General features: G+C 43.2%; 14 protein-coding genes. 11 read left to right on the top strand and 3 right to left on the bottom strand.

The window, feature by feature from the left end; translation table 11 throughout:
* The 11 genes from NSU05_RS17815 to minJ all read left to right on the top strand — a co-directional run bounded on the left by NSU05_RS17815 (window position 1) and on the right by minJ (window position 11,794).
* A complete protein-coding gene (locus tag NSU05_RS17815; protein WP_003244377.1) occupies window positions 1-378 on the top strand; it encodes a hypothetical protein in 378 nt (125 codons plus the stop codon).
* A 190-nt stretch (window positions 379-568) separates the two neighbouring features.
* On the top strand, window positions 569-1,138 hold the full coding sequence (hpf, locus tag NSU05_RS17810; protein ID WP_003228031.1) for a ribosome hibernation promotion factor: 570 nt from the start codon (window positions 569-571) through the stop codon (window positions 1,136-1,138).
* A gap of 167 nt (window positions 1,139-1,305) precedes the next feature.
* Entirely contained in the window at window positions 1,306-3,831 is a 2,526-nt protein-coding gene (gene secA / locus NSU05_RS17805; protein WP_003228033.1) for a preprotein translocase subunit SecA, read from the top strand.
* Window positions 3,832-3,900: 69 nt separating this feature from the next.
* A protein-coding gene (gene prfB, locus NSU05_RS17800) for a peptide chain release factor 2 (RefSeq protein ID WP_010886623.1) occupies window positions 3,901-5,002 on the top strand; the annotation gives its coding sequence in 2 pieces (ribosomal slippage) (window positions 3,901-3,972 and window positions 3,974-5,002; 1,101 coding nt in all).
* Between the two features lie 165 nt (window positions 5,003-5,167).
* On the top strand, window positions 5,168-6,013 hold the full coding sequence (locus tag NSU05_RS17795; protein WP_003242677.1) for a YitT family protein: 846 nt from the start codon (window positions 5,168-5,170) through the stop codon (window positions 6,011-6,013).
* Between the two features lie 48 nt (window positions 6,014-6,061).
* A complete protein-coding gene (gene cccB / locus NSU05_RS17790) occupies window positions 6,062-6,400 on the top strand; it encodes a cytochrome c551 (RefSeq protein ID WP_038429725.1) in 339 nt (112 codons plus the stop codon).
* Between the two features lie 233 nt (window positions 6,401-6,633).
* A complete protein-coding gene (gene ftsE, locus NSU05_RS17785; RefSeq protein WP_003228039.1) occupies window positions 6,634-7,320 on the top strand; it encodes a cell division ATP-binding protein FtsE in 687 nt (228 codons plus the stop codon).
* Entirely contained in the window at window positions 7,313-8,203 is an 891-nt protein-coding gene (gene ftsX / locus NSU05_RS17780; RefSeq protein WP_015251119.1) for a permease-like cell division protein FtsX, read from the top strand. Before ftsE ends, ftsX begins: the two co-directional genes overlap by 8 nt.
* A 139-nt stretch (window positions 8,204-8,342) precedes the next feature.
* Window positions 8,343-9,785, top strand: coding sequence for a carboxy-terminal processing protease CtpB (ctpB, locus tag NSU05_RS17775; RefSeq protein ID WP_038429724.1), 1,443 nt, complete (start codon window positions 8,343-8,345; stop codon window positions 9,783-9,785).
* Window positions 9,786-10,168: 383 nt separating this feature from the next.
* Entirely contained in the window at window positions 10,169-10,522 is a 354-nt protein-coding gene (swrA, locus tag NSU05_RS17770; protein WP_015251121.1) for a swarming motility protein SwrAA, read from the top strand.
* A 78-nt stretch (window positions 10,523-10,600) separates the two neighbouring features.
* The gene (gene minJ / locus NSU05_RS17765) at window positions 10,601-11,794 is read left to right on the top strand and encodes a cell division topological determinant MinJ (RefSeq protein WP_038429723.1); all 1,194 of its coding nucleotides are present in this window, start codon (window positions 10,601-10,603) and stop codon (window positions 11,792-11,794) included.
* A 47-nt stretch (window positions 11,795-11,841) separates the two neighbouring features.
* On the opposite strand, the gene NSU05_RS17760 is transcribed toward minJ, so the two are convergent.
* The 3 genes from NSU05_RS17760 to NSU05_RS17750 all read right to left on the bottom strand — a co-directional run bounded on the left by NSU05_RS17760 (window position 11,842) and on the right by NSU05_RS17750 (window position 16,347).
* Window positions 11,842-13,176 carry an MFS transporter gene (locus tag NSU05_RS17760; protein ID WP_014481033.1) on the bottom strand — a complete coding sequence of 445 codons (1,335 nt, stop codon included), beginning with the start codon at window positions 13,174-13,176 and terminating at the stop codon, window positions 11,842-11,844.
* Between the two features lie 30 nt (window positions 13,177-13,206).
* The gene (locus tag NSU05_RS17755; protein WP_029725984.1) at window positions 13,207-13,776 is read right to left on the bottom strand and encodes a TetR/AcrR family transcriptional regulator; all 570 of its coding nucleotides are present in this window, start codon (window positions 13,774-13,776) and stop codon (window positions 13,207-13,209) included.
* A 75-nt stretch (window positions 13,777-13,851) separates the two neighbouring features.
* Window positions 13,852-16,347: a PEP/pyruvate-binding domain-containing protein gene (locus tag NSU05_RS17750; protein WP_038429722.1), complete on the bottom strand. Its 2,496-nt coding sequence runs from the start codon at window positions 16,345-16,347 to the stop codon at window positions 13,852-13,854.
* Window positions 16,348-16,488: the final 141 nt, after the last annotated feature.

The following is a 16,488-nucleotide window of genomic DNA, read 5'->3' as shown; positions in this document are numbered from 1 at the left end:
TTGAAGAGCATTGAAGATTATACGCTTTTATCAGCTTATTATCATCTTCTTTTTACCATTGAAGAAGGGTTGTGTTATTTGATAGAGGCTGAAGAGAATTTATCAAAAACAGAAGGGGATCGGATCTACCAAGATCTGATCCAAGCCTTTTTTTATTTGGATTCAACACATTCAACACTTCTCTTCATTATGGATTCGCGGTGTGCTGAAATTTGTGTGAAAGCATTTGACCAAATTTTTGCGGAGTTTGATCAATTGGTCTCTTTCTCTTTTCCCTCTCATGAGTTCTGTGAGTATTTAAAGGAACATTTTCTGATTCATTATAGAAAATGGATGCTGTCTATTCATCAATGTATGGAACCCTTTTTAATCAATTAGGCGTGTGTGAGGTATTTGTTTCGTTCAATCAGCATATACATATACCTCCGAACCGCCAATAACAGAGCAAATACAAACAAAATTCGACAAAGTTCACTGAATTTTCACAAAAGATTTATGTTTCAGCAGGAATTGTAAAGGGTAAAAGAGAAATAGATACATATCCTTAATAAAAGGGAGGCGTTCTTTGATGAACTATAACATCAGAGGAGAAAATATTGAAGTGACACCCGCGTTAAAGGATCATGTCGAGAGGAAGATCGGCAAGCTGGAGCGCTATTTTGACCATAGCGTGGATGCTGATGTGAACGTCAACTTGAAGTTTTACAATGACAAGGAGTCTAAGGTTGAGGTTACGATTCCGATGACAGATCTGGCGCTTCGGTCCGAGGTGCATAACGAGGATATGTACAACGCAATTGATCTCGCAACAAACAAACTGGAACGTCAAATCCGTAAGCATAAAACGAAAGTAAACCGTAAATTCCGTGAGCAGGGCTCTCCAAAATATTTATTGGCAAACGGTCTTGGCTCTGATACAGATATTGCGGTTCAGGATGACATAGAAGAGGAGGAGAGCTTGGATATCGTCCGTCAGAAACGCTTTAATTTAAAGCCGATGGATAGTGAAGAAGCGATCTTGCAAATGAATATGCTTGGCCATAATTTCTTTGTTTTCACAAATGCGGAAACAAACCTTACAAATGTCGTGTACCGCAGAAATGACGGGAAATATGGCTTAATTGAACCGACTGAATAATGAAGAGAAGCCTTCCGTGATGTCCGCGGAAGGTTTTTGTTTTTCTTATTTGCAAATTCTTTGGAAATAACAAAAGGTATGATATGATAATGAGAGGTATACATGGACTAGTAAATTATTTATACATGCCTTTAAAATAGGCATGTGATGATAGAGGAGCGTTATAAATGCTTGGAATTTTAAATAAAATGTTTGATCCAACAAAACGTACGCTGAATAGATACGAAAAAATTGCTAACGATATTGATGCGATTCGCGGAGACTATGAAAATCTCTCTGACGACGCATTGAAACATAAAACAATTGAATTTAAAGAGCGTCTTGAAAAAGGGGCGACAACGGATGATCTTCTTGTTGAAGCTTTCGCTGTTGTTCGAGAAGCTTCACGCCGCGTAACAGGCATGTTTCCGTTTAAAGTCCAGCTCATGGGGGGCGTGGCGCTTCATGACGGAAATATAGCGGAAATGAAAACAGGGGAAGGGAAAACATTAACGTCTACCCTGCCTGTTTATTTAAATGCGTTAACCGGTAAAGGCGTACACGTCGTGACTGTCAACGAATACTTGGCAAGCCGTGACGCTGAGCAAATGGGGAAAATTTTCGAGTTTCTCGGTTTGACTGTCGGTTTGAATTTAAACTCAATGTCAAAAGACGAAAAACGGGAAGCTTATGCCGCTGACATTACTTACTCTACAAACAACGAGCTTGGCTTCGACTATTTGCGTGACAATATGGTTCTTTATAAAGAGCAGATGGTTCAGCGCCCGCTTCATTTTGCGGTAATAGATGAAGTTGACTCTATTTTAATTGATGAAGCGAGAACACCGCTTATCATTTCTGGACAAGCTGCAAAATCCACTAAGCTGTACGTACAGGCAAATGCTTTTGTCCGCACGTTAAAAGCGGAGAAGGATTACACGTACGATATCAAAACAAAAGCTGTACAGCTTACTGAAGAAGGAATGACGAAGGCGGAAAAAGCGTTCGGCATCGATAACCTCTTTGATGTGAAGCATGTCGCGCTCAACCACCATATCAACCAGGCCTTAAAAGCTCACGTTGCGATGCAAAAGGACGTTGACTATGTAGTGGAAGACGGACAGGTTGTTATTGTTGATTCCTTCACGGGACGTCTGATGAAAGGCCGTCGCTACAGTGAGGGGCTTCACCAGGCGATTGAAGCAAAGGAAGGGCTTGAGATTCAAAACGAAAGCATGACCTTGGCGACGATTACGTTCCAAAATTACTTCCGGATGTACGAAAAACTTGCCGGTATGACGGGTACAGCTAAGACAGAGGAAGAAGAATTCCGCAACATCTACAACATGCAGGTTGTCACGATCCCTACCAACAGGCCTGTTGTCCGTGATGACCGCCCGGATTTAATTTACCGCACGATGGAAGGAAAGTTTAAGGCAGTTGCGGAGGATGTCGCACAGCGTTACATGACGGGACAGCCTGTTCTCGTCGGTACGGTTGCCGTTGAAACATCTGAATTGATTTCTAAGCTGCTTAAAAACAAAGGAATTCCGCATCAAGTGTTAAATGCCAAAAACCATGAACGTGAAGCGCAGATCATTGAAGAGGCCGGCCAAAAAGGCGCAGTTACGATTGCGACTAACATGGCGGGGCGCGGAACGGACATTAAGCTTGGCGAAGGTGTAAAAGAGCTTGGCGGACTCGCTGTTGTCGGAACAGAACGACATGAATCACGCCGGATTGACAATCAGCTTCGAGGTCGTTCCGGACGTCAGGGAGACCCGGGGATTACTCAATTTTACCTTTCTATGGAAGATGAATTGATGCGCAGATTCGGAGCTGAGCGGACAATGGCGATGCTGGACCGCTTCGGCATGGACGACTCTACTCCAATCCAAAGCAAAATGGTATCTCGCGCGGTTGAATCGTCACAAAAACGTGTCGAAGGCAATAACTTCGATTCGCGTAAACAGCTTCTGCAATATGATGATGTTCTCCGCCAGCAGCGTGAGGTCATTTATAAGCAGCGCTTTGAAGTCATTGACTCTGAAAACCTGCGTGAAATCGTTGAAAATATGATCAAGTCTTCTCTCGAACGCGCAATTGCAGCCTATACGCCAAGAGAAGAACTTCCTGAGGAGTGGAAGCTTGACGGTCTAGTTGATCTTATCAACACAACTTATCTTGATGAAGGTGCACTTGAGAAGAGCGATATCTTCGGCAAAGAACCGGATGAAATGCTTGAGCTCATTATGGATCGCATCATCACAAAATATAATGAGAAGGAAGAGCAATTCGGCAAAGAGCAAATGCGCGAATTCGAAAAAGTTATCGTTCTTCGTGCCGTTGATTCTAAATGGATGGATCATATTGATGCGATGGATCAGCTCCGCCAAGGGATTCACCTTCGTGCTTACGCGCAGACGAACCCGCTTCGTGAGTATCAAATGGAAGGTTTTGCGATGTTTGAGCATATGATTGAATCAATTGAGGACGAAGTCGCAAAATTTGTGATGAAAGCTGAGATTGAAAACAATCTGGAGCGTGAAGAGGTTGTACAAGGCCAAACAACAGCTCATCAGCCGCAAGAAGGCGACGATAACAAAAAAGCGAAGAAAGCACCGGTTCGCAAAGTGGTTGATATCGGCCGAAATGCCCCATGCCACTGCGGAAGCGGGAAAAAATATAAAAATTGCTGCGGCCGTACTGAATAGTTCGCCCCGGCAAGTTTACTGACCGCGGCGCCTGCAGGCGCCTGCGGATCTTTTAATGAGGTGAATGAAATGGAATTATCAGAAATCAGAGCAGAGCTCGAAAATATGGCTTCTCGTTTAGCGGACTTTAGGGGGTCTCTTTGACCTCGAATCAAAGGAGGCCCGCATTGCTGAGCTAGATGAACAAATGGCTGATCCGGAATTCTGGAATGATCAGCAAAAAGCTCAAACGGTTATAAATGAAGCAAACGGTTTAAAGGATTATGTCAATTCGTATAAAAAATTGAATGAATCCCACGAAGAATTACAAATGACTCATGATCTTTTGAAAGAAGAGCCGGACACTGATCTCCAGCTTGAGCTTGAAAAAGAACTAAAATCATTAACAAAAGAGTTCAATGAGTTTGAGCTTCAGCTTCTTCTCAGCGAACCGTATGATAAAAATAACGCGATTTTAGAACTGCACCCTGGTGCTGGCGGTACAGAGTCACAGGACTGGGGCTCTATGCTTCTTAGAATGTATACAAGATGGGGAGAGCGCCGCGGCTTTAAAGTAGAAACACTCGATTATCTTCCAGGTGACGAGGCTGGAATCAAGTCAGTGACATTGCTCATCAAAGGACATAACGCTTACGGGTATCTCAAAGCAGAAAAAGGTGTCCATCGTCTTGTGCGGATCTCACCATTTGATTCATCAGGCCGCCGCCACACATCTTTCGTTTCATGTGAAGTCATGCCTGAATTTAACGATGAAATTGATATTGATATTCGTACGGAGGATATTAAAGTTGACACGTACCGTGCAAGCGGCGCGGGCGGACAGCACGTCAATACGACGGATTCAGCCGTTCGGATTACTCACTTGCCGACGAACGTAGTTGTGACATGCCAAACGGAGCGCTCACAAATTAAAAACCGTGAAAGAGCCATGAAAATGCTGAAGGCCAAGCTGTATCAGCGCAGAATTGAAGAGCAGCAGGCAGAGCTGGATGAAATTCGCGGTGAACAAAAAGAAATCGGCTGGGGCAGCCAAATCCGTTCTTATGTATTCCATCCGTATTCCATGGTAAAAGACCATCGGACCAATACAGAAATGGGGAACGTTCAAGCTGTAATGGATGGTGACATTGATACGTTTATTGATGCCTACCTGCGTTCTAAGCTTTCATAAGCTGAAAAACACACCTGATGCATACGGGTGTGTTTTTTTATTTCTTATATCCTTGATTTCACTGCTGCTTTAGCATATTACCACTGTATTTGGGTGTTATTTACATCTAATCAGGGAAGGATTAAAATGCTATCGGAGAGCATTGGAAGAAACGGAGGATATATGATGGACGTACGGAATAAAACATTGTGGATTTTGCGGGATTATGTATACATATTGATAGGAGCAGCGATTACGGCCGTGTCCTTTAATGTATTTTTGCTTCCGAACAAGATTGCCGCCGGCGGTGTCAGCGGGATCAGTACGATTTTACAATCATATGGTTTTGAAGCAGCGTATGTACAGTGGATTATTAATATCCCTTTATTTATTGCTGGCGTCATTTTGCTCGGTGGGAAATTTGGGCTAAAGACGCTTGCAGGTTCTGTGTTTTTGCCGCTAGTAGTGTTTCTGACAAGGGATATTCAGCCCGCCACTCATCATGAACTCTTGGCGGCGATTTTTGGCGGTGTCGGGATAGGTATCGGAATTGGTATTGTGTACTTAGGGAAAGGATCGACGGGAGGAACAGCCTTGGCTGCACAGATCATTCATAAGTACTCCGGTCTGTCATTGGGGAAGTGTCTCGCCATCATTGACGGAATGATCGTTGTTACGGCTATGATTGTATTTAATATTGAGCAAGGCTTATATGCCATGCTTGGCGTCTATGTGTCCAGCAAAACCATTGATGTTGTGCAAGTCGGCTTTAACCGTTCAAAAATGGCGCTCATCATTACAAAGCAGGAGCAGGCTGTCAAGGAGGCTGTCTTACAGAAGATTGACAGAGGCGTGACAAAAATCTCTGCAGTCGGCGGATATACTGACGATGACCGTCCGATTTTAATGTGCGTGGTTGGGCAAACTGAATTCACCAAATTGAAACAAATCGTCAAACAGATTGATGAGTCAGCTTTTGTAATTGTAGCAGACGCGAGCGAGGTGCTGGGCGAGGGTTTCAAACGCGCTTAAACGAGGTTATAATATGGAAGAGATCGTAAAGGAGTTGTGCTTCTCAACATGAAATCAAAGTTATCGATACTAATGATTGGATTTGCGCTTTCTGTTCTGTTGGCTGCCTGCGGATCAAACGATGCAAAAGAAGAGAAGGCAGACACTGGCAGCAAGACGGAAGCCACTGCATCTGAAGGGGAAGAATTATATCAGCAAAGCTGCGTAGGCTGCCACGGCAAGGATTTAGAAGGTGTGTCAGGGCCTAATCTCCAAGAGGTCGGAGGCAAATACGATGAACACAAAATTGAAAGCATTATTAAAAACGGCCGCGGCAATATGCCAAAGGGGCTTGTAGATGATAACGAAGCCGCTGTTATTGCCAAATGGCTGTCAGAAAAAAAGTAAGATAAAAACATCCTTGCCGAGTGCCGGCAAGGATGTTTTTATGCCTTGACAATATGAATGAAAAGAAACTGTAATAGTATTATGTCTAAATTTGACGTATAATGAAGTGTATTGAAAAAGGGAACTTTCAGATTTTTCATCTTTTTACAAATGAATGGGTCATAAATTGTCGAATGCATTCGAAGAGTATGACCGTGTGATAGATAAAATGATATAAAAGATTAGGTGATTTCATGATAGAGATGAAGGAAGTATATAAAGCCTATCCGAACGGCGTAAAAGCGCTCAATGGGATTTCTGTTACCATTCATCCCGGCGAGTTTGTGTATGTTGTTGGTCCGAGCGGAGCAGGTAAATCTACTTTTATTAAAATGATTTACAGAGAAGAAAAACCGACAAAAGGACAAATTTTAATCAATCATAAAGATCTCGCGACAATTAAAGAAAAAGAGATTCCTTTCGTGCGCCGAAAAATAGGCGTTGTCTTTCAAGATTTCAAGCTTCTTCCGAAACTTACTGTTTTTGAAAATGTGGCATTTGCCCTTGAAGTGATTGGAGAACAGCCGTCTGTCATTAAGAAACGGGTGCTTGAAGTGCTTGATCTCGTGCAGCTGAAGCATAAAGCGCGACAATTTCCTGACCAGCTTTCAGGCGGGGAGCAGCAGCGTGTATCTATTGCAAGATCAATTGTGAACAACCCTGATGTTGTCATTGCTGATGAACCGACAGGAAACCTTGATCCGGATACGTCTTGGGAAGTCATGAAGACGCTGGAGGAAATTAACAACCGCGGGACAACAGTCGTGATGGCGACACATAATAAAGAAATCGTAAACACCATGAAGAAACGTGTCATTGCAATCGAAGATGGTATCATTGTGCGTGATGAGTCAAGAGGGGAGTATGGTTCATATGATTAAAATTCTCGGGCGCCACTTGCGTGAGAGTTTTAAATCTCTCGGGAGAAACACATGGATGACATTTGCATCCATTAGTGCTGTAACCGTTACGCTGATTTTAGTCGGCGTGTTTTTAGTGATTATGCTGAATTTGAATAACATGGCCACGAATGCAGAAAAACAAGTCGAAATCAAAGTGCTGGTTGATCTGACTGCAGATCAGAAGGCACAGGACAAGCTTCAGAACGATATTAAGGAACTGAAGGGCATTCAGAGTGTCACTTTTTCATCTAAAGAAAAAGAGCTTGACCAGCTGGTTGACAGTTTTGGTGACAGCGGAAAATCCCTGACAATGAAGGATCAGGAAAACCCGCTTAATGATGCGTTTGTCGTCAAAACGACAGATCCGCATGATACGCCGAACGTGGCGAAAAAGATCGAAAAAATGGATCATGTTTATAAAGTCACTTATGGAAAAGAAGAGGTCAGCCGTTTGTTTAAAGTGGTCGGCGTTTCCCGCAACATCGGAATCGCGTTAATTATCGGCCTGGTATTTACGGCGATGTTCTTAATTTCCAACACCATTAAAATTACAATTTTCGCAAGAAGAAAAGAAATTGAAATCATGAAGCTTGTTGGTGCGACAAACTGGTTTATCCGCTGGCCGTTTTTCCTTGAAGGATTGCTGCTAGGCGTATTCGGTTCTGTGATTCCGATTGCACTGGTGCTGAGCACTTACCAATACGTTATCGGATGGGTCGTTCCAAAGGTTCAAGGATCATTTGTCTCTCTTCTTCCTTATAATCCATTTGTATTCCAAGTTTCGCTAGTGCTGATTGCAATCGGCGCAGTAATTGGAGTATGGGGAAGTCTGACTTCCATCCGCAAGTTTTTGCGAGTATAAAGTGAAAAAGCCGTTCCGTTTTCGGGACGGCTTTTCATTTGCCTTCTTTTTCTTCTATGATTACATGAAATCTCCATCCTTTACATATACTATCTCTAGGTTTTGGTAAAGACAGTCTGGCATACAGGAGGAGTAAAGGATGAATCAAAAAATAATGGCTGTGATAGCAGCAGGGAGCATGCTGTTCGGAGGCGCTGGTGTATATGCGGGAATCAACCTGCTTGAGATGGATAAGCCCCAGACTGCAGCAGTTCCCGCGACGGCACAAGCTGACTCTGAACGGGATAAAGCTATGGACAAAATCGAAAAAGCGTATGAGTTAATTTCGAATGAGTACGTAGAAAAAGTAGATAGAGAAAAGCTGCTCGAGGGAGCCATCCAGGGAATGCTGTCTACGCTAAATGATCCTTATTCTGTTTATATGGACAAGCAGACAGCTAAGCAATTTTCTGATTCTCTTGATTCCTCATTTGAAGGCATCGGGGCTGAGGTTGGCATGGAAGACGGCAAAATTATTATTGTTTCCCCATTCAAGAAATCGCCAGCGGAAAAAGCCGGGTTGAAGCCTAATGATGAAATTATCAGCATCAATGGAGAATCGATGGCCGGCAAGGATTTAAACCACGCTGTGTTAAAAATAAGAGGAAAAAAAGGGTCCAGCGTTTCAATGAAGATTCAGCGGCCTGGAACGAAGAAGCAGCTGTCATTCCGGATCAAGAGAGCTGAGATTCCGCTCGAAACGGTTTTTGCATCAGAGAAAAAAGTACAGGGGCATTCTGTCGGATATATTGCCATCTCTACTTTTTCTGAGCACACCGCAGAGGATTTTGCAAAAGCGCTGAGGGAGCTTGAGAAAAAAGAAATAAAAGGACTTGTCATTGATGTACGCGGCAACCCGGGCGGATATCTTCAAAGTGTGGAAGAAATTCTTAAGCATTTCGTTACAAAGGATCAGCCGTATATTCAGATTGCTGAACGCAATGGGGATAAAAAACGTTATTTTTCAACATTGACCCATAAAAAAGCGTACCCTGTCAATGTGATTACGGATAAAGGAAGTGCCTCTGCATCAGAAATTCTTGCCGGCGCATTAAAGGAAGCTGGCCATTATGATGTTGTAGGCGATACGTCTTTTGGAAAGGGAACGGTTCAACAGGCTGTGCCAATGGGGGACGGCAGCAACATCAAATTAACGCTTTACAAGTGGCTGACGCCAAATGGAAATTGGATTCATAAGAAAGGAATTGAACCGACCATTGCGATTAAGCAGCCCGATTATTTTTCCGCTGGGCCTTTACAGCTGAAAGAGCCGCTTAAAGTGGACATGAACAATGAAGACGTCAAGCATGCGCAGGTATTGTTAAAAGGTCTCAGCTTTGATCCGGGACGTGAGGATGGCTATTTCAGCAAAGACATGAAAAAAGCGGTTATGGCTTTTCAGGATCAAAACAAGCTGAATAAAACCGGTGTGATCGACACTCGCACTGCAGAGACATTAAATCAGCAGATAGAAAAGAAAAAATCAGATGACAAAAATGATTTGCAGCTTCAAACAGCATTGAAATCATTATTTGTCAATTAAAGGAGATGGTATTCCATCTCCTGTTTCTTTGTACTTAAAGAGATTATGGATCATAAGTCACATAAAAAATGAGTTTTTGACAAGAAATTAAAAAAATTTTCACAAATAAACATTTATAAAGGACTGTTATTACCCGATATCAATATATGAGAGAGACTTTCTAACGAGTTAATATGCATTTAAAATGAAACTTTTGCAAGTTGCCTAGTCTTTGTTTACTTCATACAATATAAGAAGGTTCTAAAAAGAACAGTAATCAGGTTAATGGCAGCTGAACGACAGGTATTTAAAGAGTAACGTTAGCGAGAATGCTTGTTAGCACTCCAGTACTGCTGCTTATACTGGCCCGTGCTTATCTGTATAAAGAAAATGGGGGTTCACAATTGAAGAGGGCAAGTATTGTGCGTGAAAAAAAATATTATGAATTAGTGGAACAATTAAAAGACAGAACACAAGACGTAACATTTTCAGCTACAAAAGCACTAAGTCTTCTTATGCTGTTCAGCAGATATTTGGTCAATTACACCAATGTCGAATCAGTAAATGACATTAATGAGGAATGCGCCAAACATTATTTTAACTACTTAATGAAAAACCATAAGCGATTAGGAATTAATCTGACAGATATAAAAAGGTCGATGCATCTAATCAGCGGGTTATTGGATGTGGATGTAAACCACTATTTAAAGGATTTTTCACTATCGAATGTCACGCTGTGGATGACGCAAGAGAGATAAACTCTCCTGAGGATATCCAAGCCATTTAATATTTGATAGAATATGAGTAACATGTTTGGCTTGAGGCGGTGAGAGATAGTGTCTGTTCAATGGGGAATTGAACTGTTAAAAAGCGCGGGCTTGTTCTTCTTACACCCGCTTTTCTGGTTTTTTATCATCATAACCCTGGCTTTCGGCTATGTAAGAATCAAACGGGAACGAAAAACCTTTCATACAAGAATAGCAGATATTTATGATGATCTGAAATTTACATATACAAAGGGACTGATTCCAGGTCTTCTTTTGTCAGTTATTTTAGGTGGACTCGGAATATCGATTCCTCTCGGTTTACTTGCGATTATTGCCGTTATCACTGCAGCGGCAGCGTTCACTCTTCGCGCAAACTGGATGTCTGCTGCATATATCGTCAGTGTGAGTATGCTGATAGGTTTTGGACTGCAAATATATCAGGCGGAGCCCTTTCTGGAGAGATTTCAGCAAGGATTTGCAGTTGTTTGGCCGGCTGTGGCTGTGTTTCTAGGTTTGCTGATTATCACTGAAGGAGCGGTTGCTTATCGTTCTGCGCATGTGAGAACATCACCGGCACTTGTCGTAAGCAGCCGCGGTTTGCCGATCGGACAGCAGCTGGCAAACCGGGTTTGGCTTTTGCCGCTGTTCCTTCTCGTGCCCGGTAATGGTTTAGAATCGCACCTTAGCTGGTGGCCCGTGTTTACTGTTCCCGGCGGCTCATTCCATTTTCTATGGATTCCTTACTTTGTCGGATTTGGACAAAGGGTACAGGGATCGCTGCCTGAAACGAGTATAAGGATCACAGCGAAACGCGTTTGTATTCTCGGTCTTGCCGTCGCAGTTCTCGGTGCAGCGAGCTTACTGTGGACGCCGCTTGCGGGTGCAGCGGTCTGTACTGCTTTGTTAGGGCGCATTTTTCTGTCCATAAAGCAAAGAGTGAATGATAACGCGGCTCCGTTTTATTTCTCGAAAAGGGATCAGGGCTTAATGGTGCTTGGGATTATCCCCAATACGCCGGCTGAGGATCTGGAATTGAAAATCGGGGAAATCATAACGAAAGTCAATGGCATACCGGTTAAGAACGTTTCTGATTTCTATGAAGCGCTTCAGCATAACCGTGCATATGTAAAGCTTGAAATTATCGGTTTGAATGGAGAAATTCGTTTTGACCAGCGAGCTTCTTATGAAGGAGAACATCATGAATTGGGCATCCTCTTCGTAAAGGATGACCGTGAAGACGAAGCAGCCGCTTCTGGATCATAAAAGGCAGCCCGGCACCGCAGGAAGATGCGATGCCGGGCTGTTTTGCGTTACGCTGAGTTTTTTTCTATCCGTGCCGTTTCATCAGATTTGATGCCCAATGAAACAAAAACGCCGATGATGGATACAGCAAAGAGAATCATAAATAGTATGTGATATCCCGAAATCAGGCCAATTAAGGCTGATGAAATGATGCTTCCGAAATAACGGAAGGTCGAGAAAATGCCGGATGCCACTCCTGACATTCCGGGGTCTACTGTGGCAAGGGATGAAACCTGCATGCTGGTCAGACCGACTCCGGAAGCGAGCCCGCCAAGGATAAGAGAGAGCATGAGGAACAAGACAGAATGCGAGCTGCTTAACAGCAAAAATAATAGATTCGCACCAGCCATCATGGCAAATGAAAGAAAAATGATTTTTTTGGCTCCCCATTTGTGATGGAGCTGCGCGCCCACCCAGTTGCTGGCTGACATGAAGATCGAAAATACAGAAAGCGCCATCCCGCTGTTAGACGTATTAAGCCCAAATTGGTTCGTCATAAATAACGGCATAATCAATAAGACGGCATACATCATCAAATTGCTTAACAAGACTGATAGATTCGCATTTGTAAAGGTTGAGCTTTTAAACAGTGCAAAGTCAATGATAGGGTGCTTGGTACGTTTTTCTCTTCTGAAAAAAAGCGGAACAAAAAGAAGTATCAATACACTGTATACCGCATATCCCCATGGAGCCTCATTTTTCGTCAGCAGGATAATTGAAACGATGCTGCCTGCAAGCAAGAGAGAGCCGATGATATCCAGCGGCGCGTCAGATTTATTTTCTTTATATTGAGGAAACATCGTTAATGCCGTAAATAAAGCAATAGCGAGGAACGGGATGTTGACCCAAAAAATCGAATGCCAGCTGAAGCTGTCAATCAGTATAGAGCCGATAAAAGGCCCGAGTGCTGCACCAAGTCCCGCGCCCAGTCCGAAAAATCCAAACACTTTCGGTAGGCGTTTTTCAGAAACAACATGCCGGATAATGGCAATGCTGTTTGGCGTAAGCAATGCCCCGCCGACAGCCTGCAATGCCCGAAAGACAATTAACAGGAGCAGACTCGGTGAAAGGGCGCAGCCTAGAGATGCGATTAGAAAAAGGCCGACTCCCCATAAGTACATTGTTTTATTACCGTACATGTCACCGAGCTTTCCTGCAATCGGCTGTGTGACTGCCATCACGATTAAATAAACGGTAACCACCCAAGTGATGCTTGCGATGGACTCGTTATACGTATGGGAAATAGATGAGAGCGCGACCGCGATCATCGTTGAGTTAATGGGAACCAGAATGGCCCCCAATAATAGCGAGACGATCAGCGCCCATTCTTTTCTTGAGCTCATTGGGATCCTCCTTTTTATTATGCCAAGGAGTTAATCAGCAGAAATTCCTTTGACAAATAGAGCTGTGCTATGCTCCAGCATTTTTTCCTGGGGCATTGATATGACCCGGTCTCCTAAGTGGAGACGGTGAATGAAATAACCGAAGATAATCGACATGAACACGTCGGCATGCTCCGCTTCATTTCTTGTCTGAATAACCCCTTTCTCACCCATCGTTTTGAGATAATCAACCAATAGCTGTTTCATAGATTGGGGATATTCAGTGACGTGGTTAATGACATCCTGAAACATGGCCGGTTCACGAAAGCTGATTTTAATGATATCTTTTCTATGTTCGAGCTCCTCCAAGAGACAGGTTCCGATATGAAGCAGGTCTTTGTACAAATCCCCTTCTGTTTGTTCCAAAATGCTGCCTCTGTTTGAAGAATGCTGAGAAAGCAAAGCCTCAACTAGTCCTTGTTTGTTTTTAAAGTTCCTGAAAATCGTCGCTTCACTTACATTTGCTTTTTCTGCAATTTCTTTTGTAGTCGTTGCGCGATATCCTTTTTTGACGAGCAGCTGCATGGCAGCATCAAGGATTCTCTTGTTTGTCGGTCTCAATACGTTTCACCTCACGAATATACTGGCAGGACAAGTATACACCCGCCCCGCTTGTATAAGAAAGAGGGGGACGCATCAGGACCGGCTGACAACTGTGATTTTGCCGCTGCTTCCGTCAACAGTGATGATGTCACCGTCTCGCAGTCTTTCGGTTGCCGTGCGTGTGCCGAGAACGGCTGGAATGCCGTATTCACGGGCAATAATCGCAGCGTGAGACAAAATGCCGCCTGTGTCTGTAATAATCGCTTTGGCGTCTTGAAACAGGCTGGTCCATAGCGGTGTGGTCATCTTGCAAACGAGTACGTCTCCAGGCGCGAATTGAGAAAATTCATTGGCGTCCCGAATGATTTTCACCGGACCTGTCGCAATGCCGCTTGATGCCGCAATGCCAAAAATATGATTCTCTGTGTTTTTTTCATCCTCTATCACAGCGCCGACAATTTCTTCAGCTGCTTTGAGCTGTTCTTTTGTCGGGGTGCCGAGGTAGGCCGGGGCTTGGGCCAGCTCATACTCATGAAAAATCTGTCTGCGTTTTTCAGCCTTTTCTTGCAGGGATACAGGGTGAAGAAGCGCTTGTTCCACTTCGTCATCATATAAGAACCAAAGGTCCTCACGATCTTGAATGACACCGTTTTCCGCCAGCAATTCACCTATCTTCAGCAGAAAGATTCTCGCCTTGGCATCCAGCATGGCGTCAATATAAAAGTGGTGATCATCTTTTATATTTGCAGAGTTCAGTGTCCATTGATAATAGCGGTCAAATTCGGTGCGTAAACCGGGATCTTCTATGTTTTCCAAGAATTCATTGTATAATTTCTCTCGTTTTTCTTTCGTTTTCTGAAATTCATTGTCAAAATGATAGCCATTACGGACATAATTTTGAATATTGGCCAGAGCGAAATACGGATTTTCCACCCAGATTTGTTCAATCAGATCATGACTTTTAACAGATCTCCATCCGTATTCTTGCAAGAATTCATGGACGTTCTTCAGGAAGTGTCTTCCCTCATCTGTTTGTTCCAATTTCTCCTGGAGCTGTTCAGGCTTGTTGTTTTCAAAAATGGCCAGAAGGTTCGGGTTCTCCTGAACTTCCACAGAAAATAGCCATAAGCAACGGTCCGTTTCCAGTGATTTGTTCATTTTTCCTGTCAGCATCTCGTAAAAATGAGCGTTTTCGGACTCTCCTTGAATGTCCTGATACATCGCTTGCAGTTTGTTTGTTAAAAGGATTTGCGGGAAAACGATATTAAAGTGCTCTTCATAAGCCGTGAGATAAAAGGCCTTTAGTTTTTGAAAAGCTTCCAGTGCGCTTTCTGCGGTATGCTCAGTTTGTGCGAGCTGGTCCAGTGTCCGGTAAAAAGGGAGGTATGTGTGATTGATGATGTCATACATATGCTCCGATAAAATCGGGAAAAGCTCTTTGCCACAGTCTTCAGAAGGAGGCTGCTGTCCGCCTTGGTTTTTGGAATAAATATGTCCGCGATAAAGTTTTACTTCATCAACAACTACACCAATCGGAAACTTTTGCATGCTCTTCTTCAAGCCATATTCCAACGCCGGCACGATGAAGGATGAAAATAACGGACTCACCGGACCTTCAATATTAGACTCCATGTTAAGCCAGAAATCATTCATATCAGTGTCGGTAATCATGAAGCTGCGTTTTTCTTCTGCCGCTTTTTTGTCCTGATCAATGGTTGTAATCGGGCGAGCTTGCAGAAGGTATATTTGATGATCAGCAATTCCAAATTCTATATCAACAGGATATCCGTACAGGTCTTCGGTTTTTTTTGTGATTTCAGCCAATTCAATCACTTGTTCATCTGTAAGGCAAAAACGGCTGCGCATGTCTTCACTCGTTTCTTTTTCAGCAATTCCTTCTGCCGCAGACTCCATGTAGATTTCCTTTGCACCTATTTCTTTCTGAATCTCAAACGAAGATTTATTAACAATGAACGTGTCTGGGGTAACACTTCCTGAAACAACAGCTTCACCCAACCCGTAGCTGGCGCTGATTAAAAGCTCTCTATCATCATGGGTAACAGGGTTGCGGCTGAAGATAACACCTGACATTTCTGAATCGATCAGCCCCTGAACGACTATTCCCATTAACGGCTCTGCGATTTGATTGTTCATTTTTTTCTTATAGCTGCTGACCCGCACAGAAAAAAATGAGGCCCAGCATTCTTTCACTTTAGCCAGAAACTCTTCCTCTGTTTTGATATTTAAGTAGGTTTCATATTGACCCGCGAATGAGGCGCCTTCTAAATCTTCCGAAGCAGACGAAGAACGCACGGCTACGGATCGATATGATTCTCTAAGCTTATAAAAGGAACTAGTCAGCTCATCTTTCAGCTCATCCGAAAATGTTCCGGAAATGATCCCGCCTTCGACGTTTTCACTAGTCTCTTGAAGCTGGTTGTCCTCCATAAAACGTGCGAGCGCATTCGTTTGAATAATAAACCCGTCCGGAACAGGAAGACCGTGTTTGGTCAATTTAATCAAATTCATTCCTTTTGCTCCAGCCAGCTGGCTGGACTCTTCTGCCTGGCGAAATAAAACAGAATACATATTTGAAACCCCTCTTTTCTTCATTCATTTTGTTTTTCTCTCTAGTCTTTTTATTGCGGAGCCTGTGTTTTAAAAAATGATAGTAAACACTATCATTCAATTGTAGGTTTTCAGGAAAATGCTGTCAAACGCAGAAAGTCC

The organism is Bacillus sp. EU52, assembly GCF_037964975.1.
Classification (GTDB): domain Bacteria; phylum Bacillota; class Bacilli; order Bacillales; family Bacillaceae; genus Bacillus; species Bacillus subtilis.
The sequence above is the reverse complement of the archived record's forward strand: the minus strand, read 5'-3'. Positions and strand labels throughout refer to the sequence as shown.

Bases quoted from the DNA above. Each gene is read 5' to 3' on its own strand.
- NSU05_RS17760 (WP_014481033.1), bottom strand. From the start codon at position 13,176: ATGAGCTCAAGAAAAGAATGGGCGCTGATCGTCTCGCTATTATTGGGG.
- cccB (WP_038429725.1), top strand. From the start codon at position 6,062: ATGAAATCAAAGTTATCGATACTAATGATTGGATTTGCGCTTTCTGTT.
- NSU05_RS17750 (WP_038429722.1), bottom strand. From the start codon at position 16,347: ATGTATTCTGTTTTATTTCGCCAGGCAGAAGAGTCCAGCCAGCTGGCT.
- hpf (WP_003228031.1), top strand. From the start codon at position 569: ATGAACTATAACATCAGAGGAGAAAATATTGAAGTGACACCCGCGTTA.
- ctpB (WP_038429724.1), top strand. From the start codon at position 8,343: ATGAATCAAAAAATAATGGCTGTGATAGCAGCAGGGAGCATGCTGTTC.
- ftsE (WP_003228039.1), top strand. From the start codon at position 6,634: ATGATAGAGATGAAGGAAGTATATAAAGCCTATCCGAACGGCGTAAAA.
- NSU05_RS17795 (WP_003242677.1), top strand. From the start codon at position 5,168: ATGGACGTACGGAATAAAACATTGTGGATTTTGCGGGATTATGTATAC.
- secA (WP_003228033.1), top strand. From the start codon at position 1,306: ATGCTTGGAATTTTAAATAAAATGTTTGATCCAACAAAACGTACGCTG.
- ftsX (WP_015251119.1), top strand. From the start codon at position 7,313: ATGATTAAAATTCTCGGGCGCCACTTGCGTGAGAGTTTTAAATCTCTC.